Origin of the sequence: Alkalicoccus luteus, assembly GCF_052061695.1 — a bacterium.
Taxonomy (GTDB): Bacteria; Bacillota; Bacilli; order Bacillales; family Salisediminibacteriaceae; genus Alkalicoccus; species Alkalicoccus luteus.
Map to the genome: position 1 here is coordinate 93,939 of NZ_JBPZEY010000001.1, position 25,283 is coordinate 119,221.

At 51.4% G+C, this 25,283-nt stretch carries 26 protein-coding genes and 1 other annotated feature; of the genes, 7 read left to right on the forward strand and 19 right to left on the reverse strand.

The window, feature by feature from the left end:
• Window positions 1–242 precede the first annotated feature (242 nt).
• Genes ACSZLD_RS00555 through phnE (ACSZLD_RS00570) form a run of 4 tightly spaced genes read left to right on the forward strand, consistent with a single transcriptional unit; the run spans window position 243 to window position 3,701 of the window.
• A complete protein-coding gene (locus tag ACSZLD_RS00555; RefSeq protein ID WP_444683943.1) occupies window positions 243–1,247 on the forward strand; it encodes a phosphate/phosphite/phosphonate ABC transporter substrate-binding protein in 1,005 nt (334 codons plus the stop codon).
• Between the two features lie 60 nt (window positions 1,248–1,307).
• Window positions 1,308–2,087 (forward strand): phosphonate ABC transporter ATP-binding protein, encoded by a 780-nt coding sequence (phnC, locus tag ACSZLD_RS00560; protein ID WP_444683944.1) that lies wholly within the window; start codon window positions 1,308–1,310, stop codon window positions 2,085–2,087.
• Window positions 2,077–2,895 carry a phosphonate ABC transporter, permease protein PhnE gene (gene phnE / locus ACSZLD_RS00565; protein ID WP_377910011.1) on the forward strand — a complete coding sequence of 273 codons (819 nt, stop codon included), beginning with the start codon at window positions 2,077–2,079 and terminating at the stop codon, window positions 2,893–2,895. The genes phnC and phnE (ACSZLD_RS00565) overlap by 11 nt, the downstream gene beginning before the upstream one ends.
• Complete coding sequence (gene phnE, locus ACSZLD_RS00570; protein ID WP_444683945.1) at window positions 2,895–3,701, forward strand: phosphonate ABC transporter, permease protein PhnE; 807 nt, start codon at window positions 2,895–2,897, stop codon at window positions 3,699–3,701. The genes phnE (ACSZLD_RS00565) and phnE (ACSZLD_RS00570) overlap by 1 nt, the downstream gene beginning before the upstream one ends.
• Before the next feature lie 58 nt (window positions 3,702–3,759).
• Here phnE (ACSZLD_RS00570) and ACSZLD_RS00575 read toward each other — a convergent pair whose 3' ends face one another.
• Window positions 3,760–4,473: a lytic transglycosylase domain-containing protein gene (locus tag ACSZLD_RS00575; RefSeq protein ID WP_444683946.1), complete on the reverse strand. Its 714-nt coding sequence runs from the start codon at window positions 4,471–4,473 to the stop codon at window positions 3,760–3,762.
• A gap of 167 nt (window positions 4,474–4,640) precedes the next feature.
• Here ACSZLD_RS00575 and ACSZLD_RS00580 point away from each other — a divergent pair, with 167 nt between their 5' ends.
• Window positions 4,641–5,144 (forward strand): GNAT family N-acetyltransferase, encoded by a 504-nt coding sequence (locus ACSZLD_RS00580; protein ID WP_444683947.1) that lies wholly within the window; start codon window positions 4,641–4,643, stop codon window positions 5,142–5,144.
• Window positions 5,145–5,217: 73 nt separating this feature from the next.
• Entirely contained in the window at window positions 5,218–6,318 is a 1,101-nt protein-coding gene (locus ACSZLD_RS00585; protein ID WP_444683948.1) for a M14 family metallopeptidase, read from the forward strand.
• Between the two features lie 219 nt (window positions 6,319–6,537).
• Here the strand turns inward: ACSZLD_RS00585 and ACSZLD_RS00590 are convergent, their stop codons facing one another.
• The 8 genes from ACSZLD_RS00590 to ACSZLD_RS00625 form a co-directional block, all read right to left on the reverse strand.
• Window positions 6,538–6,687 carry a YrzI family small protein gene (locus ACSZLD_RS00590; protein WP_444683949.1) on the reverse strand — a complete coding sequence of 50 codons (150 nt, stop codon included), beginning with the start codon at window positions 6,685–6,687 and terminating at the stop codon, window positions 6,538–6,540.
• Window positions 6,688–7,119: 432 nt separating this feature from the next.
• On the reverse strand, window positions 7,120–7,479 hold the full coding sequence (locus ACSZLD_RS00595) for a DUF1516 family protein (protein WP_444683950.1): 360 nt from the start codon (window positions 7,477–7,479) through the stop codon (window positions 7,120–7,122).
• A 517-nt stretch (window positions 7,480–7,996) separates the two neighbouring features.
• The gene (locus ACSZLD_RS00600) at window positions 7,997–8,737 is read right to left on the reverse strand and encodes a response regulator transcription factor (protein WP_444683951.1); all 741 of its coding nucleotides are present in this window, start codon (window positions 8,735–8,737) and stop codon (window positions 7,997–7,999) included.
• 11 nt (window positions 8,738–8,748) lie between these two features.
• Window positions 8,749–9,393, reverse strand: coding sequence for a phosphate signaling complex protein PhoU (gene phoU, locus ACSZLD_RS00605; RefSeq protein ID WP_377910019.1), 645 nt, complete (start codon window positions 9,391–9,393; stop codon window positions 8,749–8,751).
• A gap of 12 nt (window positions 9,394–9,405) precedes the next feature.
• On the reverse strand, window positions 9,406–10,233 hold the full coding sequence (pstB, locus tag ACSZLD_RS00610; protein WP_444683952.1) for a phosphate ABC transporter ATP-binding protein PstB: 828 nt from the start codon (window positions 10,231–10,233) through the stop codon (window positions 9,406–9,408).
• Window positions 10,234–10,258: 25 nt separating this feature from the next.
• Entirely contained in the window at window positions 10,259–11,143 is an 885-nt protein-coding gene (gene pstA, locus ACSZLD_RS00615; protein ID WP_377910320.1) for a phosphate ABC transporter permease PstA, read from the reverse strand.
• A gap of 7 nt (window positions 11,144–11,150) precedes the next feature.
• Window positions 11,151–12,083, reverse strand: a complete 933-nt coding sequence (gene pstC / locus ACSZLD_RS00620; protein ID WP_377910021.1) for a phosphate ABC transporter permease subunit PstC — start codon at window positions 12,081–12,083, stop codon at window positions 11,151–11,153.
• A gap of 102 nt (window positions 12,084–12,185) precedes the next feature.
• The gene (locus ACSZLD_RS00625) at window positions 12,186–13,229 is read right to left on the reverse strand and encodes a phosphate ABC transporter substrate-binding protein PstS family protein (protein ID WP_444683953.1); all 1,044 of its coding nucleotides are present in this window, start codon (window positions 13,227–13,229) and stop codon (window positions 12,186–12,188) included.
• A 203-nt stretch (window positions 13,230–13,432) separates the two neighbouring features.
• Here ACSZLD_RS00625 and ACSZLD_RS00630 point away from each other — a divergent pair, with 203 nt between their 5' ends.
• The gene (locus ACSZLD_RS00630; protein WP_444683954.1) at window positions 13,433–14,584 is read left to right on the forward strand and encodes an SEC-C metal-binding domain-containing protein; all 1,152 of its coding nucleotides are present in this window, start codon (window positions 13,433–13,435) and stop codon (window positions 14,582–14,584) included.
• Between the two features lie 627 nt (window positions 14,585–15,211).
• On the opposite strand, the gene ACSZLD_RS00635 is transcribed toward ACSZLD_RS00630, so the two are convergent.
• The 10 genes from ACSZLD_RS00635 to ACSZLD_RS00680 form a co-directional block, all read right to left on the reverse strand.
• Window positions 15,212–15,949: an MBL fold metallo-hydrolase gene (locus tag ACSZLD_RS00635; RefSeq protein WP_444683955.1), complete on the reverse strand. Its 738-nt coding sequence runs from the start codon at window positions 15,947–15,949 to the stop codon at window positions 15,212–15,214.
• Window positions 15,950–16,186: 237 nt separating this feature from the next.
• Complete coding sequence (locus ACSZLD_RS00640; RefSeq protein ID WP_444684105.1) at window positions 16,187–17,401, reverse strand: ISL3 family transposase; 1,215 nt, start codon at window positions 17,399–17,401, stop codon at window positions 16,187–16,189.
• Between the two features lie 227 nt (window positions 17,402–17,628).
• On the reverse strand, window positions 17,629–17,928 hold the full coding sequence (gene rpmA / locus ACSZLD_RS00645; RefSeq protein ID WP_377910025.1) for a 50S ribosomal protein L27: 300 nt from the start codon (window positions 17,926–17,928) through the stop codon (window positions 17,629–17,631).
• A gap of 19 nt (window positions 17,929–17,947) precedes the next feature.
• The gene (locus ACSZLD_RS00650) at window positions 17,948–18,277 is read right to left on the reverse strand and encodes a ribosomal-processing cysteine protease Prp (RefSeq protein ID WP_377910026.1); all 330 of its coding nucleotides are present in this window, start codon (window positions 18,275–18,277) and stop codon (window positions 17,948–17,950) included.
• 15 nt (window positions 18,278–18,292) lie between these two features.
• Complete coding sequence (rplU, locus tag ACSZLD_RS00655; RefSeq protein ID WP_377910027.1) at window positions 18,293–18,601, reverse strand: 50S ribosomal protein L21; 309 nt, start codon at window positions 18,599–18,601, stop codon at window positions 18,293–18,295.
• A 13-nt stretch (window positions 18,602–18,614) separates the two neighbouring features.
• Window positions 18,615–18,686, reverse strand: a sequence feature (ribosomal protein L21 leader region).
• A gap of 70 nt (window positions 18,687–18,756) precedes the next feature.
• The gene (locus tag ACSZLD_RS00660; protein WP_444683956.1) at window positions 18,757–20,199 is read right to left on the reverse strand and encodes a ribonuclease E/G; all 1,443 of its coding nucleotides are present in this window, start codon (window positions 20,197–20,199) and stop codon (window positions 18,757–18,759) included.
• Between the two features lie 163 nt (window positions 20,200–20,362).
• The gene (locus ACSZLD_RS00665) at window positions 20,363–21,184 is read right to left on the reverse strand and encodes a carbohydrate ABC transporter permease (RefSeq protein ID WP_168005059.1); all 822 of its coding nucleotides are present in this window, start codon (window positions 21,182–21,184) and stop codon (window positions 20,363–20,365) included.
• 21 nt (window positions 21,185–21,205) lie between these two features.
• On the reverse strand, window positions 21,206–22,531 hold the full coding sequence (locus tag ACSZLD_RS00670; protein WP_377910029.1) for a carbohydrate ABC transporter permease: 1,326 nt from the start codon (window positions 22,529–22,531) through the stop codon (window positions 21,206–21,208).
• Window positions 22,532–22,613: 82 nt separating this feature from the next.
• Window positions 22,614–23,603, reverse strand: coding sequence for a LacI family DNA-binding transcriptional regulator (locus ACSZLD_RS00675; protein ID WP_377910030.1), 990 nt, complete (start codon window positions 23,601–23,603; stop codon window positions 22,614–22,616).
• A gap of 135 nt (window positions 23,604–23,738) precedes the next feature.
• Entirely contained in the window at window positions 23,739–25,160 is a 1,422-nt protein-coding gene (locus ACSZLD_RS00680) for an ABC transporter substrate-binding protein (protein ID WP_444683957.1), read from the reverse strand.
• Window positions 25,161–25,283: the final 123 nt, after the last annotated feature.

Below are 25,283 nucleotides of genomic sequence, written 5' to 3' on the forward strand. Positions count from 1 at the left end.
AAACAAGCAGATTTTCATTACAGCTTTGTAAATCCGCAGACTCCTGGCTATACACGCACTGCAGCCTCTTCAATCATCTGTAAAGCTCGTTTTTCCTTAAGATTATGAACAGCTGATGAATAAATGCCGGTTTCTGTAAATCCTTTGTTAGGAAACCGTAAATTCGGTAGGCACGAAGAAACCCTTCCTTCATAATCAGGTACGAACGAGCAAATTAAATCATGATAAGGGGTTTTGAGGACATGAAAAAGGCAACAGCGCTTTTGACAGCAGCCGCTGCAGCAATGATGCTTGCAGCCTGCGGGGACGCAAACAATGACGGCGAGAACGGTACGAATGCATCGGACAACAATGCCGACGCTGAAGTAAACGCCGACAACAATACGAATAACGGTGGTGACGAAGCCGAAGCAGCAGAAGGGGATGCAGACCGTCCGGATGAGATTGTGATGGGATTTGTACCGTCATCTGATTCAGATCAGATTGCAAGCACTGTCGAGCCGCTCGCAGACGAGCTGTCTGACATTCTTGGCGTAGAGGTTGAAGGAACGGTAATGACAAATTACTCCGCCCTCGTTGAAGCGATGGGAAGCGGTCAGGTACAAATTGGCTTTATTCCTGCGTTTGCCTATGTGCTCGCAAGCGAGCGCTATGATATTGATGCCATTCTCAAATCCGTCCGCGACGGCGAGGACAGCTACCGCGCTCAGTATTCTGTCAGAGCAGACTCCGAATTTGAAAGCATCGAGGATTTGGAAGGCGCTGACTGGGCGTTCGTTGACGTGGCATCCACCTCCGGCTATCTCTTCTCTGCTACGGAGATCCGAAACGACTTCGGCATGAATGAAGAAGAGTTTTTCGGCGGCATGGTCGAAGCCGGCTCCCATGACAACGCGCTGATTACGGTGCTTGAAGGAAATGCTGATGTGGCTACAACGTTTGAAGATGCGCGCGGCATCATCGAAGACGACTATCCGGAAGTAATGGACGAAGAAGACGGCCTGCGCGTGCTCGGCTACACGGAGCCAATTCCAAACGATACGATTTCCGTACTCGGCGACATGCCGCAGGACTTTATCGACGAGATTCAGGAAGCGTTCCTCTCATTTAACGATGACGAAGACATGATTCAGATTATGGATGAGGTTTACGAGTGGACCGGAATCACCGAAGCAGATGACAGTGACTACGACATCGTCCGCGATGCGTACAATGAGTTCTCTGACGAAGTAGACCCGCTCGACTAATGCATGTACGCCCGTCGGAGCAGCGTCCGGCGGGTGTTTTGATGACCAGGAGGAATCAGAATGATTGAATTTAACAACGTCTCCCTTACCTATCCAAACGGGACGAAGGGATTAAAGAACATTAACGTCACGATCAATAAAGGCGAGTTTGTCGTGATCGTCGGCCTGTCAGGTGCCGGCAAATCGACGTTTATCCGCAGCATTAACCGCATGGTAACCGCGACAGACGGTGAACTGCGTGTGAACGGCGACAACATCCTGCCGTATAAAGGAAAGAAGCTGCGGGATCTGCGCACAAACGTCGGCATGATCTTTCAGCATTATAACCTCGTCAAGCGCTCAAGCGTGATGAAAAACGTGATTGCCGGTCGTCTCGGCCATACCGGAACGCTCCGCACGCTCCTGCAGCTTTACAGCAAAGAGGATCTCTCGCTCGCCTACACGTCGCTGCAGCGGGTGAACATTGCCGAAAAAGTTCATGCCCGAGCGGACGAGCTTTCCGGAGGCCAGCAGCAGCGTGTGTCGATCGCACGTGTACTGACGCAGGAACCGGACATTCTGCTCGCCGATGAGCCCGTTGCAAGCTTGGATCCCCCGACGTCGCATCAGGTGATGTCTTATTTAAAACGTGTTAATCAGGAGGACCAGATTACCACGATCGTCAACCTGCACTTTATCGATATGGCAATGGAATACGCTGATCGCATTATCGGCATGCGCGGCGGTGAAGTCGTGTATGACGGCCCGGCGTCCGACGTCTCAGAAAAAACGTTCGAGGAAATTTACGGCCGCACGATTCGTGAAGAGGACAAAGTCGGAGGCGAAGACCATGCCTCCTAGCACTGCCGTCATGCAGCAACACGCTGCGGAAGCACCGGGACTTCGCGCGAAAAAAACAAAATGGCGGCTCACCTTTATTTTCACATCGGTAGCCGTGCTTTATGCGCTGTCGCTGCTTTACACCAATGCTTCCCTTGCAGATCTGATCGCAGGCATTCCAACGATTCTGGCGATGTTCGGCCAGCTGTTTCCGCCGAACTGGGGCTATGCGCTTGAGGCTTGGTTCTGGCTTGCGCAGACGATTCAAATGGCGATCATTGCGTCCACGGTAGCTGCCGTCATTTGTATTCCCGTCAGCCTCATGGCGTCGTCCAACATTATGGAGAATCGCGTTCTGCACCACACGACGAAGCAGCTGATGAATATCCTGCGCACGATCCCCGATTTGCTGCTCGCTGTTATTTTCGTCGGATTATTCGGGATCGGTGTTTTCTCCGGGATTCTCGCGCTGATTATCTTTTCGCTCGGCATCCTTGCCAAACTGCTGGCAGAAACGATTGAAGCGATCGATAGCGAGCCGCTCGACGCGATCCGCGCAAGCGGCGGCAATACGCTTCAGGTGATTGCTTACGGAGTGATCCCGCAAATTTTGCCGCAGTATACGTCGTTCAGCCTCTACGTCTTTGAAATTAACGTCCGGGCCTCGCTTGTACTCGGCTTTGTTGGTGCAGGCGGGATCGGCCAGCTGCTGCAACGCTCGATCAGCTTCATGGACTACGACCGTACCATGATGATCATCTTTATTATATTTCTTGCTGTCGTCCTGATTGAGTACGTCAGCGGAAAAATCCGGGAGGCGATTCTCTGATGGAACAAACACTCAACCTCCCGCCGAAAAAAGTCGTCAGTCCGAAACGAAAATGGAAGATCGCTGCAGTCACGGCGGCGCTCGTCCTAATTTACGCTTGGACGTTTGCCGGGATCGGCATCGATTTCGCGAGAGTATTCAGCGAACAGACGCTGCAAAATGTCACCCGCGTGATCCCGCAGCTGTTCCAGCCGAATACGGCCGTTGCCGGCGAAGCGGCTGTGCTGATGCTGCAGACGCTCGCGATGGCTTTTGCAGGCACGTTTATCGCTGCGATACTAGCTGTTCCCTTCGGCTTTTTAGCGTCTAAAAATATGATCGCTTCGAAAGCGCTGAACCTGTCGTCGAAGTGGTCGCTCGATGCCATCCGCGCTTTTCCCGAGATCATGCTGGCGTTGATTTTTGTTTCCGCTGTCGGTCCATCGCCCTTTGCCGGCGTGCTGGCGATTGCGATCGGATCCATCGGCATGCTCGGAAAGCTGTACGCTGAAGTGATTGAGTCAGTGGACATGAAGATTGTCGAGTCGCTGGAGGCAAACGGGGCGAACCGAGCGCAGATTCTCTGGTACGGCATCGTGCCGCAGATTACGCCGGAATTTTTGTCCTATGCGATTTACCGCTATGAAATCGACGTCCGCTCCTCTACCATTCTCGGTCTCGTCGGTGCAGGCGGGATCGGTTTAATGATCCAGCTCGCCACCATGAACCGGAACTGGGACGAGGTTGGAATGGCGCTGATCGTCATCATTCTCGTCGTCACCGCGATCGATTATCTCAGTTCCTTTATCCGCAAACGAATCGTGTAAGCCGAACACAAAACGGTGCCGGGGATCATCTGCTGATCCACCGGCACCGTTTAGGTTGTTAGCGGTTCGCAGCTGTCAATTCAGCGTTTTTCTGAATTTCAACCGCATACCAGCTTGCTGCATCTCCGTTCTCATCTATATACTCTTCCAGACCGGTCATGCCGCGGTGATACGCCGTCAGTGCATGATCCCAATCCTCGTATTTATCATACAAATAGGCAAGATAGGTGACGGAAAGCTGAATCGCATAGTGCGGATCAAACAGCTTCTCCTTTTCATAGTCCATCCCGGCCTTCTCTGCAATCCACGGACCTGTATTCTCCATAAATTGAGCAAGTCCGTACGCCTGTCCGTAGCGTGTTTCCGGACCTACGGCATCCGGGTCAAACGTTTCACCAGACTCGACTTTCAACAGCTCATAGACAATTAACGGATCAATCCCATACTTGTCCGCTTCCAGACCGAGCAGCACCGCCCAGTCCCGTTTGAAATAACCGTCACTGTCTATGTAGAGAAACTCTGATAGCCCTTTGATCTCTTTCCAATTGACTGCACCGCGGATCGTGTAATCCTCCGGAAGCTCTGACGACGTATCAGCAAGCTCCAGCAGGGCGCTGTCAAATCCTGCACTGCGCTCCAAGGCCAGTGCATTCTTTGAAGCTGCCGGTTCTGACGCCGCACTCTGCGCCCCGTATTGCATCAGCAGAATGACAGCAAGCCCGATGTGCATCGTCTGCAGCAGCACGTTTCCTAAAATGGTATTTCTACGCATACAATCTCCTCTGCTTTCCGGCCTCTTATCAAAAAGAAGCCTGGCGTGACTAAAGCATAAGTATCGTTTGTTGCCCTGTTTCCTGTACTTCCCGCTTAAGCTATTCTTAAACATCTGTGCACGCAAACCTGCTTTTTTGTATAATAATGGGAAAGGGAGGGATGCAGATGATCGTTCGCAAGGCACAGCCAGCAGACGCCGGAGGTATAGCCGCTGTTCACGTCGACAGCTGGCGGGAGACGTACCGCGGCATCGTTCCAGATTCGTATTTAGACAGGATGTCAAAAGCAGAGCGGGAACAAAAGTGGAAAGAGAAAACGAACTCGGTCATCGTCGCAGAAATTGAGGGTCAAATCGCCGGTTTTGTTCATTACGGACCGGAACGCTCTGGCAGCTGGTCAGGCTTCGATGGAGAAATATATGCGCTTTACATACGAAAGCAGCATCATCGTCAGGGAGCTGGTCTGCTGCTGTTTGAAGCGGCTGGACACGAGCTCGGCCGTCTCGGGCTTGAAGCAGCGGTATGCTGTGTGCTGACGGAAAACCGCCAGGCCCGGTGCTTTTATGAAAAATCAGGTGGAGAGCTACTCGGCGAAGATACGTTTTTAATTGACGGCGTGCGCATGCACGAACTAATTTATGGATGGCGCAGTCTCCCTCTTCAGCGGTAAAAACATCCTGAACGATGTTTCAGCTCATCTGAAACGTGGAACGGATTTACAGACAGAAAAGGGGGCCGGGAGTATGAACGAAAACAGCTATTTTCAGGAAACCTACGAACAATCCAGAGCCCTCTTCCGGACCCGTATCGACGATCTGCGGGCAAAATGGGACCGGGTCGCTCTTTATAAGTGGTTTATCGGTGTGCCGCAGGATGATAATACAGCGGATGTGCTGCTCGCAGACGCTTCGGAATCACCCGAAACGCTGCTCATAATTACGAGCGGTCTGCATGGGATAGAAGGCTACGCCGGTGCCGCCGGCCTTCATCTGTTTATGGATGAACTATTTCCGTATATCAATCCTAAAGTGACAGGCGTCCGGCTCGTACACGGGGTGAACCCCTGGGGGATGAGGCACCGGCGCCGCGTTACCGCGCGAAACGTGGATTTAAACCGAAACTTTCACAAAGACTGGGCCGCAAGAAGATCCCAAATGCCGCTTCTGTACCAGTGGCGCCGTGATTTATTTACGCCTGAATCCCCTCTGCCGCCGGATGTCCGTTACGAGCTCTCTGCCACGTACTCCGACAACGAGCTTGCGGAAATGAAAAACACGCCGCCTCCTCAGCATGCAGAACGCTTTGGCCTGTATTTCGGAGGTGCTCAAATGGAAGAAGCCTCTCAGAAACTCGCCCTCAGCTTTTCCGACTGGGCGGCCGGCTACAAGCAAATCATTCACCTCGATTTGCATACCGGCGGAGGTCCCCAGGGCGAGCTGCAGATGATCTTCAATGAAAACGAAGCCCGTTCCGTTCTGGAGCTGGAACACGAAGTGGCTCATCCATGGATTCAGAAAGGAGAGAAGTCCGTTGAACTTGGAGACGCAACGGCTGTACTGCAGCAGTATTTGATGAGAACGTATCCAGGAAAGCGCGTCGTATCCGTCCTTATGGAAGCCGGCACGGTGCCGGAAACGTCTGACGGCTTTTTATTTTGCAGCAGGGCGATGGTTGAGGAACATGCGCTGTCGATCTCTCCTGACTACGTCTCCACACCGAAGCAGGATATCCGCGAACATTTCCGGGCTCTTTTTGATCCGAAGGACACTGCCTGGCGGCGGGAATACCTTCGTCAGCTTTATAAAGCATATCTCGCCCTTCTCAGTTCAGAAGGTATTTTGTAGCATATGAGGACAGAGCGCACGGTGCGCTCCGTGAAGAAGCAGAACGTAATCTCAAATAGAAACGCCCGGCTTCCAGTGGCCGGGCGTTTCGTTTACATCGCTATTCGTTTGTTCCGGCCGGACGCGGCTATATAAATCCCGTCCAAATCGTGCCTTTCATCCGGGTTCCGTCTGTTACTCTGATCATATCAGCATCACTCCTTTAATCGTGTGTAAACCTTAGTATAGCCGTCTGTTCTGCATCGGTCTTTCCTGCTGGCTGCGAAACGCTTCCCGCCGTTTTGCTACGGCCGCTTCCCGCTTGCGCTCCTGTTCACTGAAGCGCCTCCGCTTAATCAGCACAGTGAAAAAGATTAAGTTCAGCTGCATCCTGCACCCCTCCTGCGCCCGGTGTATCTGCCGCGCGGAAGGCATCTCCCTCGTCTCCTCCTTTCAGAAAATAAAAAACCGGAGCCCTTCCTGTACAGCTGTCTCTTCTCCGGTCAGCCGGGCAGCTGACGGTTCATCGAAGAGGACTGTACAGGAAAAGGAACTCCGGTTCCGGTTTATTCAAAGAACGATCTGCGACAGGCAGCCGTTCTCTTACGAAGCGGTGTTCCAATTATATGTATGTGTGTGGATGGATTGCGTACGTGTAACTGTCATGGGAACACCGCTCCTTTCTGTAAGAATTTGTTATATGTTCAACATACAGAACTGCTTAAGCTCTGTAAAGCATTTTTTGAAAATTAGGTCTATAGTTGACACTTTTATACAAAAAAACTGCCCTTTCCACAGGACAGTTTTCTTTCTCAGCTGTCGTTATGTTACGACAAAGCCGAATACGAGTACGACGACGAGCGCCACAGCGAATTGAATCCACATATTCGTTTTCAGACCGCCTGTCAGCGTGCCTTTACCAGTGCGTGTAGCGATCATTTCCATCGTATAAATCAGCCAAAAGGCCAGCATTCCTTTTACGGCTGTCGCCCAGTAGAAATTCATGATCACCATCGTAATACCCGTCACAAGAAGCAGAATATACATCAGGCGCAGCACCATGTGCATGATCTTTGCAGGCTTTGCTTTGCCTTTATTATAAAAAATCGTAATCAGGGCAAACAAAATCACTCCCACCAGCCAGAACAGCGAGTGTGAATGAAGAAATACATCATAACTCAAACCAGTCCCCTCCTTCCCTCTTCTTTCGCACATTTCATTATATCGGAAAAAAATCAGCCGTGCAAAACGGTCTGGTGACAAATCAGCGAATCCTGTCGGTGGGCGAAGTGATTTTATATTGGAGGTCTCCGCAGCAGGCTTTGCCGCTGCTGCTGACTGACCGGCGAATGTTAGATTTATTCAAGTTTAAGCTGCGTTCAGAGATCTTAGAGTCTCTTTATTCGTGATAACGTTCTGTTAAGTTGCACAAATCGCTTTCGCCTCCTGCAACGTTATATTCCAGCACCCATGAGTCGCTTTCTAACGAAGTTGTGGAGCTTTTAGGCCGCGCTAAGTTCCTTTTCGTACATTATGCCTGAAACAAGATAAAGAACGTTGCAGATGCTACCCGCTTGTAAACAGAAACCGCTGATGCGTCTGAGCATGTAATTGTCTACTCATTTCTACAGAGTCCAGGCATAAAAAAACGGGCAGCTGCCCGTTTTTTTGCAGATAGTTATGATGATGTCTGACGCAGCTATGAATACGTGATGCGGGTGCTGACCCGTTCCTGACTTCGCATCATGTAGCCAACGCCGCGAACGGTTTTGATGTAAGTTGGATTTCGTTTGTTCGGTTCGATTTTCTGACGAAGCCTGCTGATAAACACATCGATGATCCGCTCATCCAGATCCCGTTCTACATTAGATACGGCTTCAAGCAGGTCGCCTCGCGAAAAGGAGCGGTCTGGATGCTGCATGAGATAAAGCAGAATCTCAAACTCCCGCTTCGTCATTTCCACCCACTCCTCTTCTACAAACACGCTGTGCTGATTCAGATCAATCAGCAGCCTGCCGTTACGGATAATCATATCCGGTTCGGTCTCGTCCTGTGTCAAGGTGCAGCAGAGATCCCCTCTGCGAAGCACTGATTTCATGCGGGCGACCACCTCTTTGTAGCGGACCGGCTTTCGGATATAGTCGTCTGCGCCGAGTTCCAGGCTCAGCACGCAGTCTAATTCATCGTCACTCTCTGTCAGCATAATCAGCGGCGTCCAGTTTTGGTCCGCACGGATGTGCCGGCAAAAATCGAGTCCGCTGTCCCCGTCGAGCACGGCTGACACGACGATGCCGTCCGGCCGTCGGTGCAGGAGCGTCTTTTCCGCTTCCCGCACCGAGTTTTCCGTCCAGACGATAAAGCCTCCGCCGGAAAAGCTTTGCTTCAATTTATCCAGGAGGTCCGGATTCGTCTCAAGAATCAGAACCGACCGTTCCTTCATCCAACCACCACCTAGTTGAGATCAAACCTTTTTCCGTTCACTTCATAAATGATCCACTCTGCAATGTTCGTGCAGTAATCGCCGATTCGCTCCATATAGCGCGCGATAAACGCAAGCTGAGCTGTCTGATCAGCGCTGTAGTCCGATTTGAACAGTGCTTTAACAAGATCGCCGTAAGCCCGGTCAATCTCATCATCCATGCTGGCAATCTGCTGTGCTTTTAACACGTCTAGCGATGCATAGGCCTCCAGTACGCGGTCGATCATCACGGTAACCGATGCCTGAATCTGATCGAGATCCGCTTTATAGGCAAGGAATGCCTCTCGTGACGACATGTGCATATACGCTTTCGCCATATCAACGCTCAAATCGCCCATCCGCTCTAAATCACTGCTTATTTTCAGACAGACGATAATGTGGCGCAGGTCGCTCGCGACAGGCTGCTGCTTGGCAATGACGAGCGTCGCCTGTTCATTGATTTCGAGCTCTTTTGCGTTAATCGCATCATCTGCATCAATTAAGTCTTTCAGCGCCGGCACGCAGTCGCCGTCCATCGCATCGTACACGCTGTGAAACGCCTGCTGAATATCCTTTCCAAGTGCGGTAATGTCCTGCTTCAGCTGTTCCAGTTCAGTCATAAATGTATTTCGGATCATGTTGTTCTCTCCTTACCCGAATCGTCCGGTGATATAGTCTTCTGTACGGCTGTCATTCGGATTTGAGAAAATCGTATCGGTTTTATCAAATTCAACTACTTCGCCGTTCAGGAAAAATGCCGTCCGGTCGGAAATTCGTGCCGCCTGCTGCATATTGTGTGTGACGATCATAATCGAGTATTTCGCTTTCAGTTCCTGAACGAGTTCTTCTACCTTCAAGGTTGATTTCGGGTCAAGTGCCGATGTCGGCTCGTCCATGAGAATGACGTCCGGCTCTACCGCGAGGCACCGGGCAATGCAGAGACGCTGCTGCTGGCCGCCGGACAGGCCGAATGCGTTCTCCTGCAGACGGTCTTTTACTTCATCCCAGATAGCTGCGCCTTTTAAGCTTTCCTCCACAATCTGCTCAAGCAGTTTTTTATCACGAATGCCGTGAATTTTCGGGCCGTACGCAACGTTATCAAACACTGACTTCGGGAACGGATTTGGCTTCTGGAACACCATGCCGACACGCGTGCGCAGCTCTTCTACCGGAAAGCGGCGGTCGTAAATATTCTGGCCGCGGTAGTAGATCTTGCCTGTCACCTTGACGTCTGGATTCATTTCCACCATGCGGTTTAATGTTTTAATGTACGTCGATTTGCCGCAGCCGGACGGACCGATAATCGCCGTTACTTCCTGCTCGCGCTGTTCCAGTTCAATATCATGCAGCGCGTGTGTTTTTCCGTACCATAAGTTCACCTTTTCTGTACTGTAGACAACTTCCTTTTGTGCTTCAGCCTTTTCCCCTTGCGGCTGCAGCTCTACCTTTGTGTTTTGCTTTACTGATACCTGACTCATGATCAGACATCCCCTTTCGTTATCGTTAGAATCGTTTCTGGAACTTGTTGCGGATTAAAATCGCAGTTGCATTCAAAATGAACATGACGACGAGCAGTACGACGATCGTTGCAGCCGCCAGTGACGCAAGCTCAGCGTTCAGTGCAGCGTCAATGGTCCAGTAGTAAATCTGCACCGGCAGCACGGTAAAGCTGTCGAACAGTCCGGATGGGAGCGGAATGAGCAGTGCCGGAATCCCGATCGCAATCAGCGGTGCGGTTTCTCCGATGGCACGCGACATTGCTAAAATCATTCCGGTTAAGATACTTGGAAGTGCAGCAGGAAGTACGACGTTTTTGATCGTCTGCCAGCGCGTCGCCCCCATACCGAACGACGCTTCCCGCAAATAAGATGGGACCGCACGGAGCGCTTCCTGCGAGGCTACGATGACGATCGGCAGTACGAGCAGCGACATCGTCAGAGCACCTGCCAGCACGACAGAACCCATACCGAGCATCCGGACGAATACGGTCAGACCGAGCAGTCCGAAAACGATCGACGGCACACCTGCAAGGTTGGATATATTCGTTTCAAAAAACGTGCGGACACGTCCTTCTTTCACATACTCTTCCAGGTAAATGGCGGTCGCGACCCCAAGAATCATCGTGAGCGGACCGACGATAATCATGAGCCAGAGCGTACCGGTGATCGCACCGATAATGCCTGCATTTTGTGCATCAAATGATGTGACGCTCGTTAAAAAGTTCCAGTTAATCCAGCCCCAGCTGTCGGTAATCACGTCGTACAGCAGAACAGCCAGCACGACAAGACCGAACAGCGTCGAGCCGAAAAAGAGGCCGCGGATGATTTTGTTGACGGCAATCCGCTTTGGCAGCTGCCTGGATACCGCTTCCTGGTCGATATAATTCATTGCCATATCAGTATGCCTCCCTGAATCGCTTCGATATATATTTCGCCAGCATGTTCATCGCCAGCGTAAAGAAGAAGAGCGTGATGGCGACGGCGTACAGACTGTAGTAGGCGGTCGTCCCGGCTCCGGCATCTCCGCTTGTGACCTCTACAATGTAGGCGGTCATCGTCTGCATCGACTGGGTGATATCGAAGGTAAGGTTCTTGTTGCTTCCGCTTGCAATCGTGACGATCATCGTTTCCCCTATTGCCCGGGAAATACCGAGAACGAATGAAGCGATAATACCGGAAATTGCAGCAGGAATGACAACACGGACGGTTGCTTCAAACTTTGTGGCTCCAAAGGCCATTGCGCCTTCTCTCATGGAGTTCGGAACCGAGCTCAGTGCATCCTCGGATAACGAGGCGACCATCGGAATGATCATGATCCCCATGACGATCCCCGGACTGAGAATGTTCGTACGGTCCAGAATCGGAATGATTTCTCTGAGCACTGGTGTAACAAACGTAAAGGCGAAGAACCCGTATACAATTGTTGGAATTCCTGCTAAAACTTCAACGATCGGCTTCAGTACGCGCCTTGCTGATTCTGTCGCATACTCACTTAAATAAACAGCCGTCGTTAAACCAATCGGAATCGCCACAAACATGGCAATCACCGTCGATAACAGCGTGGCGGATAACAGCGGCAAAATACTGAATGTTGGATTGTTGCGGTTCAGCGGCTGCATGTCAGTTGATGTAAAAAACTCCCTGAATGAAACCTCTGAAAAAAACATCACCGTTTCCACGATCAGCGTCAGCAGAATACCGACGGTCGTGAGAACCGATACAGAAGCTGCCGCAAACAGAAAGGCTGGTACAAGCTTCTCCAGCTTCTGCCTTTTGCTCTTCTGCCGTTTTTCTTTAATTAATGCACTTACACTCGTGGACTGTGCCATCCCCGATTCTCCTCTCTTTTCTCCCGCCTCTTTAAAGGCCCCCTGGGTATTGAACAGAAGGAAAGCAGGGCAGCACGTGCTGCACCTGCCGCTTTCCCTAAATTAATTAATCGCTTCTACTTCTTCAATCTGCTCCTGAAGCTGTTCTTCCGGCAGCGGTGCAAAACCTGTTTCCGGCGCAAGCTCATCTGCTACTTCAAATACGTAGCGGGCATAATCTTTCACAGCCGGGTTCTCACGGGCAGCATCTACGTTCAGGTTTGTAAATACTTCACGCGTATATTCTGCATAGTCACCTTCGAGGTCGATCGTATCGAGTGACGGGGTGATATTGCCTTCCCCAAAATCGATGGACACAACGCCAAGTGCGTCCTGGTTGTTCTCATAATAACCAAAGCCGAAGAATCCAATGGCGTTCTCGTCGTCGTTTACGAGTTCAACGAGTGTCGGATATTCCTGCTGCAGGTTCGTGCCATCCTTCAGATCTTGACCATCGATCAGTTCATCAATGAAAAATTCGTACGTACCATGGTTCTCGTTCGGGCCGTATGTGTTAATTTCTTCTTCCGGCCAGTCGGAGTTAATATCAGACCACATCACCGTATCATCATCGCTGATTGCGCCGGAAATAAAGATCGACTCTACTTCTTCCACCGTCATTTCCGTTGCCCAGTCGTTATCCGGGTGAAGCACGATCGTCATGCCGTCAAGCGCAACCGGAAACTCCATATTTTCGATTCCGTTTGCTTCCATTTCCTCTATTTCCTCATCGCGCACGTTTCGGGACGCGTTCGCAAAATCCGTTTCGCCTTCAACGTAGCGCTGCATGCCGGCGCTCGTTCCTGCTCGGCTTACTTCTACGCTGACGTTCGGATTTTCTTCTACCATGTACTGCTCTGCAATTCTGGACATGAGCGGATAAACGGTACCAGATCCGTCAATTGATACGGAGCCGGAAATGTCCTCATCAGCGCTGCTATTTGCTCCTTCATTATTGTCAGCAGCTTCGTTTGCTTCCTCTGCATTGTTTTCGCCTGCGTTATTTGCTGCGTTGTCACCGGATGCTTCTTCATTTCCACCACATGCTGCCATAACGGCCATTGAGCTGATTGCGATGACGCTGAGTCCAAACTTTTTCACGTACATTTCCTCCTTGGTTAGAAACCGTTTTGTTTTGCCTCACAAGAATGAGTATAGGCTCCGTTTGTTAACCTCACATGAATTGCATGTAAAGGTTTGTAAAGCAATTGTTAAGATTGTCTTTACATATGAACGTGACTTAGGAAGGTGGTGAGAGAAGCTGAGTTTTGAGACAATACAGGAAAGAGAAGGGTGGAGGAGGAGATAGGATGGAGGTAAAGCTTGATGCGGAAGTCGCTCAGCAGGTGGAGCGGATGGACTGGGAAGCCGTCTTTACTGATTCATCGGCGCCCGCATCCCTGATGGAAACGCTGATGCGCTATACGAGAAGAGAACTGGATCATCTGAGAAAGCTTGCAGCTGTGAAAGGCTTCAGCAAGCTGAACAAAGCAGCGCTGGCTGAAGCACTGCGGGAGCACGCGCTGCATCAAATAACCGACGTTCTCATGAAAGCCGACAGCAGACGGGCTAACGTTCTGCAACAGCTTGCGGCTGATGGGGTTTATGACGTTGCTGATATTAACGATCTTCATTTTGTTCACATTGAATATTTACAGCAGCTCTATTTCATTCGTGCCGTTCGGGAATCAGAGCGGTTTTATCTGGCGGTCAGTCCGGATGTACAGCAGCGGATGCAGGAAGTGTTAAAAGAAAACCCTGAATTCAGCGCTGTCTGGGAGCGAAACGATATCATCTGCGGCACAGCGCTTGGCTGCGCCGTTCATTACGGCGTCGTCACCGTGCCGACGTACGTCGCGATGGTCCAGCGCGCCCTGCCTGACGCTGATGAATCGACGATTTTAGGTATTTTCGAAGAATTTACTTACTGGAATCCGTACGAAGTATTTTTAGAGGACGGGCTGCTCGCACAGACCGAGCTGACGCTTCCTAACCGTGATCCTCTCGGTCTCCTGGAGGAGCAGTTTTCAAGGCCGATCGGCTATGCAGAGGTAGCGCCTGAGCTTCTCGCCAGCTACCAGGACAGCGCCGGCCCGGCAGATACTGCTCCGGTGCGAAAGTTTGCCGCATTTATGGAGAACACACTCGGTATCGAGAAAGAGGAAGCATGGAAAGACGCCGCACTTTTAGAGCACTCGTTCCGAATGGGTGATTCGTTCAATGAGGAAGCAGTCGAGTTCGTGGAACGGTTTGAAATAGCAGATGATCAGGATGCAGCGAAAACGATGGCAGCGATGCAGCAGCTGTACAATCATACGAAGCAGTGGATGTTAAAAGGCTATGCGCCTGTCGAGATGCCCAATCCGGCAGCTGCCAAATCACCGGTCGTCTCCAAAGTATCACGAAACGCCCCCTGCCCGTGCGGGAGCGGAAAAAAGTATAAAAAATGCTGCGGGGCTTAGAAACGCATATTACTAAAAAAGAGAGGCTGATCGTTTAAATACGATCAGCCTCTCAGAGTGTTGATAAAGTCATTTTAAGTGAATAACGTTGCATCTGCCTGTATCTGCGGACACTCGCTTTCCGGAGGAAACGGGCTCAGCTAACCGCTTCCTCCTGCTGTCGGAAGCGCTGGATCTTCGCCTCGTTCTGATCCTCCCGGAGTCGAGATCCTTCGATGTCGGCAGCTGGCAGTACGGTTCATATGTGTGGTTAGGCCTGCACGTCGGCTTCCATACGGATAGAACCTTCCCTATACGACGTTTCGATGTTGATTAGGGATGCCAATTCTTCCTACAATTCCGTATAAAAGGGTAAAAAAGCGGTCGCACCTACCTGTCGTGACGTTGTTCTCCATGAATCAGAGCCGTTTCCCCGATGTGTCCGGCGGGGACGCCCGTGGGATCAGCGCAGTCTGAAGATTCTTTCTCAGGGGTCGCCCTGAGAAATAGCTGAAGGCCAGCCCACGGCAGGCTCGGTAAGCGGAGGGGGAATACAATCAAACGAACAAATATGTAAGTTGAAAGACTTTTTCAACAGCCTGAGAGGCTGATCGTTTAAATACGAGCAGCCTCTCAGGTTGTTCATCTCTATTCTGCTTGCATCGTAAGTCCCGCTTCAGCAAGCTTTACACTGCCGCCGAACGTAGCTTCCGCTTCGCGTTTCAGCTCTGCCACCTCCCCAAAGTGAGGCAAATGGGTCAGCCACAGCTCCTGGACACCGGCTAAGGCAGCTAGTCTGCCGCACTCCACGCTCGTCATGTGTCCGAACGCGCCTGCATCCTGTCCAGCATAAAAGCTGCATTCGGCGATGAGCAGATCTGCTCTTTTCGCAAACGCGGCCAGCTTTTCATCATAAACGGCGTCGGCCGTAAAGACGATCGTGCGCCCCTCTGCCTCGAGCTTTACCGCATAGCACGGCACGGGGTGTCCAGTCTTTTGAAAAGTAACCGTGACGCCGCCGAGCGTCAGGCGTTCCGCTGGATCATAAGGAATGATGACCGCTGCCGGCTCTTTTTCATATTGCTCGTAGTGCTGCCTGCTTTCTCCTGGATAATGAATCGCAAGCATCTGGTCTGTATCCTTAAGAGCCTGGTCGACAACGCGGCTGTATACGAGAGCCCCTAGATCGGCCACGTGGTCAAAATGATGATGCGTGGAAATAACAGCAGCAATGTTCCTTCGGTCTGTATATGCCTGAAGCGTACTTAACGCCCCGCTTCCACAGTCGATTAAAAAGCTGTAACCTTTATGCTCAACGATATAGCAGGCTGACGCTTCCCCCTGTTCCGGAAACGCCCCCCACCTGCCGACAACTGTTATTTTCATTTGCTGTCACGCTCCTTTTTTTTATGAGCTACCTTGAAAATAGCTCGTTCAACCAACATACATCAAGCTGTTCCACTCTCGGCGAAGGCTTACCCAAGGGCTTGTTCTCGACTACTATTGGCGAAAGTTAAAGCAGCTGTAGCAATCCTCCCCAGACAAGCTTTTACTTCACGTATGTAACCCATTTTTTCAGGTTCTAAGTCAATTGTTGGGGTAGGTGGTTCTTCCGCCTGCCCCTTATCCAATTCCAGTCTTGATATCCTTGTACTGATGATGCAATAAGATGCGCATGCGAAAGCGATCAAAGCGCTGAAAGCCGAAGGCATTCCGCTTGAGCACTTTCGTCTGGTTGTTCAATCCCTCCACAAAGCCGTTCGTATATCCATAGGCAAAGCTGTTCATGATCTCCGGCTGCCAGTTCTGGAGGGTCTGGATGGCGGAAAGAAAGGCATCTAATCCGGATTTCTTTACCTTGCGGTAAAACGCATGCAGGGAGGTTTTGGTCGTCGCCAGATCCTGGTCGCCTCGTTCCTTTGCCTGATCCAGCCAAACACAGAACGATTCCTTTAACGCATGTGCTTGTCGCAGATCGTCTGACTTCGCCAGAAAGCGTTCCAGGTGCCAGCGCTGCTTCGCCGTCAGCTTCGCTTCCCGCTTGTAAAACACGTGACGCATCCGTTTACAGGTTTTGCGGTCGTCGTCATCAAATGACTGTTGGACTTGGCGCCGGACTCGTTCCAAAGCCCAATAAACATACCGGCAATAGTGGAAGCGGTCGGCGATAATCACCGGTCGGCCGAGTGCCTGGTTCACGGCATGCTTAAAGCTGTGGCTCATGTCCATCACCACCGTGGTGACCCGCTGACCCTTTTCCCGCAAATACGCTTTGAGGGTATCCGCCCGGCGATCCGGGAGAATCTCCAGCGGCTGCCGGGTGACTGGATCCGCGATAATCAATTGAAACTTCCCTGCCCGTGTATCCCCTTTGTACTCATCAATCGCAATCACCGGAGGCAGTTCGGTTACCGCCTTCCATTGCGGGGCGGCCAGGGTGTCAAACCGGCGCATCACGGTCGTGGGAGAGGTACCGGCACTTTCTGCGGTATCGGTAAACGTTTTGGCTTTCACGACGTTTAGCGTAAGCATTTGATTCCACTCGATGGTCTGACGCTGATACCGTGCCACGAAAGGGGCGCTTTCTGCGAACCGTTTTCCGCAGGAACAGGCATAGCGGCGCTTTCGGTAAAACACGACCGTCCAGCGCTCCGCCTGTTTCAGATGATCCAGCTTTTGGATCCGGTAATCGGGCATCCGTCTAGTCTTTCGCTGACAGGCCGGACAGGTATGTCGGCGTTTAGGCAGTTCGACATGAATCTGAATGGTTCGATTGTGATAAGTCCAGTTGGTCACGATGACGCCTTCTAATCCAATGGATTTTGTGATAACATGCAGGTGCACGCAGCTCCACTCCTTTGTCTTGTTTCTCAGCAATTCAAGTATAAAGGAATTGGAGCCTGCGTGTTTTTTTTTTATGCCACCATTGTGTTAAAACCCCAACAAATATTATAGAACCTTTTTTCAAAACCGTTTCACCGGACTCGCTGCTGGCAGAAGGTTCCCCTTACCCTTGTTTTCGTATACAAAAAAAGCTCCTTCCATAAAGGAAGAAGCCTGCCGGCTTATGCTTCAACAGCTGCCGGTACCGGGTAAACGCTGACGCGCTTGCGGTCGCGTCCAACACGTTCAAATTTAACAACGCCGTCGACTTTCGCAAATAGCGTGTCGTCGCCGCCTTTTCCAACGTTCACACCTGGGTAGATGCGCGTTCCGCGCTGACGTACGAGAATAGAGCCGCCAGTTACAGACTGTCCGTCTGCACGCTTAGCACCAAGACGCTTGGACTCGGAGTCACGGCCGTTCTTTGTACTACCTACACCTTTTTTCTGTGCGAAAAACTGAAGATCCAGATTGAATAGCATGGTCTTCACCTCCCGTGATTTAAGAATGGACACGAATAAATTCGCCGTACTGGTCTTCGATCGTTTTGAGAGAAACGAGAAGTCCTTCAAGCAGGAGCTGAACCTGGCTGAATACCCGCTCCGGCAGCCCTTGCGGCACTGCTGCAGACAAATATCCGCCTCCGCTCTCCATGCCGACGTCAAGCTTCGTCCCGGTCAATTCATACACCGCGTTAACGGCTCCGAATGAAACCGCAGAAGCTCCGGCACAGACGAGATCGTATCCATAGGGACCGGATTCAGCGTGACCGCTCATTGTAAAGGACGTGACCGCCCCGTTTTCATCGCGTTCGAAGTGAACATGTATCATATAGCTTGGACCCTGTTACAGGCTGATCTTGTCGACAGTCAGCTTTGTGTATGGCTGACGGTGACCCTGCTTGCGGCGGTAGTTCTTCTTTGCCTTGTACTTAAAGACAGTGATTTTCTTGCCGCGGCCGTTTTTCTCAACCTTTGCAGTAACAGTAGCTCCGTCGAGAAGTGGAGCTCCGACCTTTGTTTCGTCTCCGCCTACGAGCAGAACACGGTCAAATGTGACAGTGTCACCTGCTTCCACGTCAAGCTTTTCAACGAAAATCTCCTGGCCTTCTTCCACTTTAACCTGCTTACCACCAGTTTCAATGATTGCGTACATCTTGCGCACCTCCTCTTGGACTCAGACTCGCCTTTGCAGGTGCGTCAGACGCTTAAAAACCTGCTCCGTGCGGTTACAGTCATTTGGGCGCAGCCAAATAACTAACAAAGGAAATCATACCATAGCAGAACTATCAGCGTCAATCGCTTTTTCGATCAGGAACGAACGCCCCCGAGACGCTCTCCGCTCTCCTTTACTTCATCCACCGTGCCGGTTCGAACAAGCTCTGCGTTTCCGCTTGTGCGGCGGATGCGGATAAACAGCTCCGGCAGAGAGGTTGAGAAGGTTTCCTTCCTTAAATAAGCGGCAAGCCGTTCCGGCACCTCGAACAGGCACGCCTCCGCCTCAACCGCGGCTGCCTGCTGCTTCAGCTCTTCTGTCAGCTGCCAGCGGGTTTTCTGCCTGCCGCCGCCGGAGCAGCATGTGCACGGCTCCGTCAGCAGCTGGCTCAGCTTCCGTCTCGTCTGCTTACGCGTCATTTCCATATTTCCAAGCTTCGTAAAGCCGGCGACGTTTGTCGTCGATCCGTCCCGCCTCAGCGCCTTCCGCAGCGTATCGTCCACCTGCTGCGCCGCCTCCCTGGCATTCATTTCGATGAAATCAATGATCACCATGCCTCCGATGTTGCGCAGGCGGAGCTGCCTGGAGATCTCCTCCGCTGCGGCCATGTTGACCTCAAACGCAGTATCACGCATCCCGGAGGTCCCGGTGTATTTGCCAGAGTTTACATCAATAATCGTCATCGCTTCGGTTTCCTGAATCATAAGGGAACCGCCGTTTTTCATCCATACAAACGGACGCAGGCTTTTTTCAAGCTCCTTATCGAGATGATAGGCAGAAAACAGCGAACCATTCTGCCACGTCACGTGCGGGGATTTCCGTTTCCACTGCGCCGCAAGCTCCGCATCATTGGTGATCACTTCGGTACCGGCAGCGCCGACGTAATCTTTTTCCACACGAAGGTCGGTCCGCGACTCATCGTAGTAAAGCGTTCCAGGCGCCTTCGGTTTTTCTTGAAGTATGCCTGCAATCCGGGAGCGGAGCAGTTCAAACTCATCCTGTAAGCGTAACAGCTCGGCCTGTTCGGCATTCGTCCGTACGATGATGCCCTCCTGCCCCGTCAGCCATCTGCGCACCTCCCGCCTGAGACCGGCGCGGCTCTCATCCGATATTTTTTTGGAGACAGCCGCATAGCCGCCGAACGGCATATAGATCGTGTATGTGCCGGAAATCGACAGCAGCATCGTCAGCGAGCAGCCCTTCGACCCGGCTGCTTCCTTTTTCACTTGAACGATAACCCGGTCTCCTTTTTGCAGAAGCGATCCTGCTTTCGGAGCCGGCTTGCCGTTCTCCTGCAGCTTCCACGCCTGATAGTCAGGGTGCTCTTTTATATGTAGATACCCGTGCTTGTCATCACCAATGTCGATAAACGCAGCATCCATACCGTTTAAGACATTTTCCACTCGTCCTGCAATGATCATGCCCTCCTGCAGTGGTCCGTGCACGTCATCAATGAGCCATTCCCGCACCGATCCATGCTCCAGCACCGCCCCGCGGTGTCCGATATCCAGTTTTTCGACTATCACCGTGCGATCCATGTCGTCCGCCTCCTCTGAACGTTAAGTGTAGCATACCTTCCCGCTCCCAGACTATTCTTCCGTGTATAACCGGCAGGGACCTCCTCAAGACAATCATCCATTTTCCCCTGCAGCTAAAAAAACGCGCCGCAGGGTGGCTGCCCCGGGCGCGTCTGATGGACCGTTATTCTTTTACAGAACCGGACGTGAGTCCTGCTACAATTCGTCGCTGGAAGATCAGCACGATGATGACAATTGGAATCGTCACAATCACGGTTGCTGCCGTAATGTCGCCCCACGGAATGGTGAACTGCGACTGATAGAGGGACAGCCCGACCGGAATCGTCCGCCAGCTGTCGTCCGAGTTAATTGTTAATGCGAACAGAAACTCGTTCCAGGCGGCAATAAACACGAGAATCGCTGTCGTGAAAACCCCGGGAGCCGCAAGCGGAAAAATAATTTTCCGAAATGTCTGAAACGGTGTCGCTCCATCCAGCTTTGCTGACTCCTCCAGCTCATACGGAATCTTTTTAAAGAAGGTTGCCAGAATCCAGATAGCGAGCGGCAGGCTGATCGTAATATACGGAATGACAAGCCCCATGTAGCTGTTACGCAGGCCCAGTCCCTGGATCAGGTTAAAGATTGGGGAAATGATCGCAATCTGTGGAAACATAGCCGCTGCGAGCACGATCCCGAGTATCGTTCCTTTAAATTTAATCGGCAGCCTTGTGACGGCATAAGCCGCAAGCGATGCTACCGAGATCGCCAGAATCGTCGTCAGACCGGAGACAGCGATACTATTCCACATGTACAAAAACAGCGGACGCGTCTGAATCGCATTGATATACGAATTCAGCGATGGTTCCGTTGTAAACCAGGCAAAGCTCGAGAATATTTCACTCGGCGGCTTCAGGGAAGTCAGGAAGACCCAGATAAACGGGAACATCGTGACGAAAATAAAGATGCTCAAAAAGATGTAAAACGGCAGTCCTGCTTTTTTCCTCATCGTGAATCGCCTCCTTCTGCGTTATTTTTTGTCCTCGAACAGATCCGAGCCAATCAGCTTAATGAAGAGAATACTGATCAGAGCGACGGAAATAAACATGATCACGGAAAGCACGGAGCCTTCTCCAAAATTCTGCTGGGCAAAGAGCACCTGGTAGGCATAAACCGAAATCGACTCCGTCGAGTTTGCCGGGCCCCCGCCTGTTAAAACGTAGATCAAGTCAAATACCCGGAAGGCATCAAGCGTACGGAACAGCAAGGCAACGAGAATCGCTGATTTCAGCATCGGCAGCGTGACGTAGAAGAAGCGCTGCACTCTCCCTGCACCATCTACTTCCGCCGCTTCGTATAGCGACTCGGAAATCGTCTGCAGACCGGCAAGAAGCAGGAGTGCCATGTACGGCATCGTTTTCCAGACGTCTGCCAAAATAATGGAGAACATAGCACCTGATCCTGTACTCAGTAATACCGATGAGTCAGAGATCAATCCGAGCTGTTCAAAGTAATGCGCCACAATCCCGGACTGTCCGTCGTAAAGGTAGCTCCACATCATCGCACTGACCGCTGTCGGAATCGCCCACGGAATCAGTACGGCAGCCCGCACCGCACCGCGGCCGATGAAAGCCCGGTTGATGACGAGTGCGACGGCGAGTCCGATGATCAATTCAAAGAAGACGGATACGACAGTGAAGAACACGGTGTTCCACATCGCTGACCACGTTCTCGCTTCTGTTAAGTACTTGCCGTAGTTTTGCAGTCCGATAAAGTTCGGGCGGATCATGCTGCGATCCAGCTGGCCGATTTGAGCATTGGCATCGGCGATTGTCTGCGCGAGTTCTTCATCCTCTTCTTGTTCAAAGAAGGTACCCAGCTGTTCATCAGCCGATTCCAGAACGTCAATGTAGTCTTCCGAAAAACTGTTATCGATCTGACCGTACTTCAAGTCGTTATCGTTCACCGGCTCAAAGTTCATCACCATTTCGTCAACGATAGCAAACTGGTCGCCGATATTGTCAGATTCTACAATCATTTGATGATAGTCAGCGATCTCATTTTGAATGGAGATCACCGTATCTCCCATTTCGGTCCCTTCTGTTTCAGCTACGAGCTGCTCCATATCACGCTCGTAGAAAAAGTAATTATCCGCGTACCGCTCCAAGTCAATTTGATAGCTGAGCGTCGTCTGGTTTCTCGTCGGATCATTTAACCGGTAGTCAAACATACTGTTATAAAATGACTGCGCCACCGGCCAGAGTGTGACAGCAAAGATGAGTATCAGCGCCGGAAGCACCATCAGGTAGCCGAGCTGTGACTCACTGAGCTGAAACTTTTTCTTTTTATCTCCCATGTCATCTTCCTCCTTCTCCGCGGCACGTTATGACCTGCTATTGAAATCGATTTCAGTACCAAGCATGGCTGTCCCTTCTTCGTTACGTTGACTCTCTGATGATCAACTGCAGCGGGAGCAGTTCTTTTTTGTAGGTTACTTCACGGTTGTGACGGATCATATCCACCATCATTTCCATTGCCCTCGTCCCCATGAGCTTCGTCGGCTGATCAATTGTCGTAATGCCTGGATCAATTAAATCTGCCAGCGGCTGATTATCAAAGCCTACGACAGCCAGGTCATCGGGCACACGGCAATGGAACCGTTTTGCCTCCTGGATTACCCCGGCAGCAACCTCATCTCCTCCTGCAAAAATAGCAGTCGGCCGGTTTTCCATCGCATACATGCGGTGGAAAATGTTTTTTCCGTCTTCAATGCCGTAAAAGCTTGGAAATAAGTAGTCGTCGACAATCGGAATGCCTGCTTCCATCATTGCCCGTTTGAAGCCTGCGAATCGGTCACGCGTCAGCTCAATCCGGTCGGTTCCGCCTGCATAGGCGATGTTTTTATGCCCGCGGTCAATCAAATGCTTCGTCCCGATATACCCTCCGTACTCCTGATCGCAGACGATCATCGGCATATCAGCAGCAGAGTCATATTCATTGCAGCTGATGATCGGGCCGAAGCGGGTATACGGTTCAATATCCTTCCAGCGATTCTGCAGGGACGCGAGAATAATGCCATCGACCTGCTTTGTCTTCAGCAGCTCCAGCTGCTGGAGCTCCCGCTCCTTTTCCAGCCTCGAATCGCAGAGAATAAGCTGGTAACCCCGTTCTGCTGCTATTTTCTCCATCGCATCCACAAGGTGGCCAAAAAAAGGATTGACGATCCGTGAAATAATGACGGCAATAGTATTCGTACGCTGCCCGCGGAGCCTTCTTGCCGACGAATTCGGAACATATCCGAGCTCTTCCATCGCCGTGAGCACCAGCTTCCGTTTTTTTGGATCGACGTAGGGATGGTTGTTAATTACGCGTGAGACTGTCGTCGGAGACAGTCCTGTCTTTGCTGCCACTTCCTTAATCGTTGCCATACCATGCCCTCCCTCCCCGCCTTTCTGCACCAAAAGAGCCTGTTGGCCGTATGATGGTTTCACGCGCTAGGCTTGTAAAAAAGAGCATCCCGGCCAGAGGTGAATCCCTCTGGTCCGAGACGCCCCTGTGTGTGCTTATTCGTCCAGTGCGGACTGAATTTCCTGTTCCATGTTCTCGATCGCTTCTTCAGCTGAAATATCGCCGGAAAGCGCACGGGACAGTTCGATCTGCATGATATCTGAAATCTGCGGGTAGATTGGTGTAACCGGACGCGGTACCGCATTCTCGAGCGTTGCAACGAATTCCTCGTCTGCAAACAGCGGAGCAGCATCCTGTACTTCCTCATCTTCGTAAAGGTCACGCAGCGTCGGCGCTGATCCGCCTTCAATTGCCGTAATCTTCTGTCCTTCAGGGCCTGTCATAAACTTCACGAACTCCCACGCTTCTTCCGGATGTTCAGAGTTACGGTTAATCATTGTCATCCAGCCGCCGAGACCAGCTGCACTTCCCTCATCGCCTGCCGGCAGGAGCGCAAACTCCACGTTGCCCTGCACCTGGGAGATTTCCTCGTCTTCCGTCATCGCCTGCATGTACGGCCAGTTACGAGCAAAGACAGACTGTCCTTCAAGGAAGGCGGTGTGCGTAGCAGGCTCATCAAAGTTTAAAATGTCGCCTGGTACGAAATCAGACTGTACAATTTCAATCATTTTCTCAAGAGCAGCAACGGCTTCCGGAGAGTTAATCGTTACGTTCTGATCTTCGTCAATAACTTCTGCGCCGTATGCACCGAAGAATTCAATCGCGTTTACCACAAGTCCCTCATACTGGTTCGCCTGCATCAGGTACCCAAAGTCTGTGCCTTCTTCACCTGCATATTCGCCAGCCATGTCGATCAGCTCGTCCCATGTTTCAGGAGGTCCGTCTACGATGTCAGAGCGGTAGTAGAGAAGTCCGGCATCTGTAAACTTCGGCATCGCCCACATACGGCCGTCAAACGTACCGGAATCTACCGTTCCTTCAAAGTAGTCATCGAGGTCAATTCCGTCACGCTCAATAAAGCGGTCCAGCTCAAGCACGTAGTTTGCCTGTGCAAATTCTGCCGGCCAGATTACGTCTGCATCAAAAACGTCGATCGAGGCATCGCCGCCGGAAAATTCCGTTACGTACTGGTCATGGGACTGACCTGTATCAGCCGGCATTTCCCGGAATTCAACGTTGATGTTTGGAAACTCTTCTTCAAATGCCTCTACGAGTACATCTGTCGCACCTGTAGCATCCTGTCCCCGGGCATAAGTGATCGTTACCTCTTCGCCGTCCGCTGCTTCTTCCCCATCGTTCTCTTCTGCGTCTTCGTCAGCCGCCTCATCGTCGTTATCCATGTCTTCATTCATGTCATCCGCATCGTTGTCTGCAGTATTATTTGTGTCTGCATTTGCGTTGTCAGCCCCGCCGTTGTTCTCCATGTTGTCTCCGCCGTCATTGCCTCCACACGCTGCAAGAACACCTACCATTGATAATGCCAGGACACTCGTCAGAACTCTGTTTCTAATGCGCATGCCGTTTCCCCCTTAAAGAAATTAGATGTGTGATAACGATTTCAGAGTCCGCTCATAAAAATGGATGCCTTTCCGCCGGTTATTTCGCCAAACGAACAACATCCACAACTTGTCGGTGTGACT

Excerpts from the sequence above, each read along its gene's own strand:
- ACSZLD_RS00555 (WP_444683943.1), top strand. The coding sequence starts at position 243 with ATGAAAAAGGCAACAGCGCTTTTGACAGCAGCCGCTGCAGCAATGATG.
- phnC (WP_444683944.1), top strand. The coding sequence starts at position 1,308 with ATGATTGAATTTAACAACGTCTCCCTTACCTATCCAAACGGGACGAAG.
- phnE (WP_377910011.1), top strand. The coding sequence starts at position 2,077 with ATGCCTCCTAGCACTGCCGTCATGCAGCAACACGCTGCGGAAGCACCG.
- phnE (WP_444683945.1), top strand. The coding sequence starts at position 2,895 with ATGGAACAAACACTCAACCTCCCGCCGAAAAAAGTCGTCAGTCCGAAA.
- ACSZLD_RS00575 (WP_444683946.1), bottom strand. The coding sequence starts at position 4,473 with ATGCGTAGAAATACCATTTTAGGAAACGTGCTGCTGCAGACGATGCAC.
- ACSZLD_RS00580 (WP_444683947.1), top strand. The coding sequence starts at position 4,641 with ATGATCGTTCGCAAGGCACAGCCAGCAGACGCCGGAGGTATAGCCGCT.
- ACSZLD_RS00585 (WP_444683948.1), top strand. The coding sequence starts at position 5,218 with ATGAACGAAAACAGCTATTTTCAGGAAACCTACGAACAATCCAGAGCC.
- ACSZLD_RS00590 (WP_444683949.1), bottom strand. The coding sequence starts at position 6,687 with ATGCAGCTGAACTTAATCTTTTTCACTGTGCTGATTAAGCGGAGGCGC.
- ACSZLD_RS00600 (WP_444683951.1), bottom strand. The coding sequence starts at position 8,737 with ATGAAGGAACGGTCGGTTCTGATTCTTGAGACGAATCCGGACCTCCTG.
- phoU (WP_377910019.1), bottom strand. The coding sequence starts at position 9,393 with ATGATCCGAAATACATTTATGACTGAACTGGAACAGCTGAAGCAGGAC.
- pstB (WP_444683952.1), bottom strand. The coding sequence starts at position 10,233 with ATGAGTCAGGTATCAGTAAAGCAAAACACAAAGGTAGAGCTGCAGCCG.
- pstA (WP_377910320.1), bottom strand. The coding sequence starts at position 11,143 with ATGAATTATATCGACCAGGAAGCGGTATCCAGGCAGCTGCCAAAGCGG.
- pstC (WP_377910021.1), bottom strand. The coding sequence starts at position 12,083 with ATGGCACAGTCCACGAGTGTAAGTGCATTAATTAAAGAAAAACGGCAG.
- ACSZLD_RS00625 (WP_444683953.1), bottom strand. The coding sequence starts at position 13,229 with ATGTACGTGAAAAAGTTTGGACTCAGCGTCATCGCAATCAGCTCAATG.
- ACSZLD_RS00630 (WP_444683954.1), top strand. The coding sequence starts at position 13,433 with ATGGAGGTAAAGCTTGATGCGGAAGTCGCTCAGCAGGTGGAGCGGATG.
- ACSZLD_RS00635 (WP_444683955.1), bottom strand. The coding sequence starts at position 15,949 with ATGAAAATAACAGTTGTCGGCAGGTGGGGGGCGTTTCCGGAACAGGGG.
- rpmA (WP_377910025.1), bottom strand. The coding sequence starts at position 17,928 with ATGCTATTCAATCTGGATCTTCAGTTTTTCGCACAGAAAAAAGGTGTA.
- ACSZLD_RS00650 (WP_377910026.1), bottom strand. The coding sequence starts at position 18,277 with ATGATACATGTTCACTTCGAACGCGATGAAAACGGGGCGGTCACGTCC.
- rplU (WP_377910027.1), bottom strand. The coding sequence starts at position 18,601 with ATGTACGCAATCATTGAAACTGGTGGTAAGCAGGTTAAAGTGGAAGAA.
- ACSZLD_RS00660 (WP_444683956.1), bottom strand. The coding sequence starts at position 20,199 with ATGGATCGCACGGTGATAGTCGAAAAACTGGATATCGGACACCGCGGG.
- ACSZLD_RS00665 (WP_168005059.1), bottom strand. The coding sequence starts at position 21,184 with ATGAGGAAAAAAGCAGGACTGCCGTTTTACATCTTTTTGAGCATCTTT.
- ACSZLD_RS00670 (WP_377910029.1), bottom strand. The coding sequence starts at position 22,531 with ATGGGAGATAAAAAGAAAAAGTTTCAGCTCAGTGAGTCACAGCTCGGC.
- ACSZLD_RS00675 (WP_377910030.1), bottom strand. The coding sequence starts at position 23,603 with ATGGCAACGATTAAGGAAGTGGCAGCAAAGACAGGACTGTCTCCGACG.
- ACSZLD_RS00680 (WP_444683957.1), bottom strand. The coding sequence starts at position 25,160 with ATGCGCATTAGAAACAGAGTTCTGACGAGTGTCCTGGCATTATCAATG.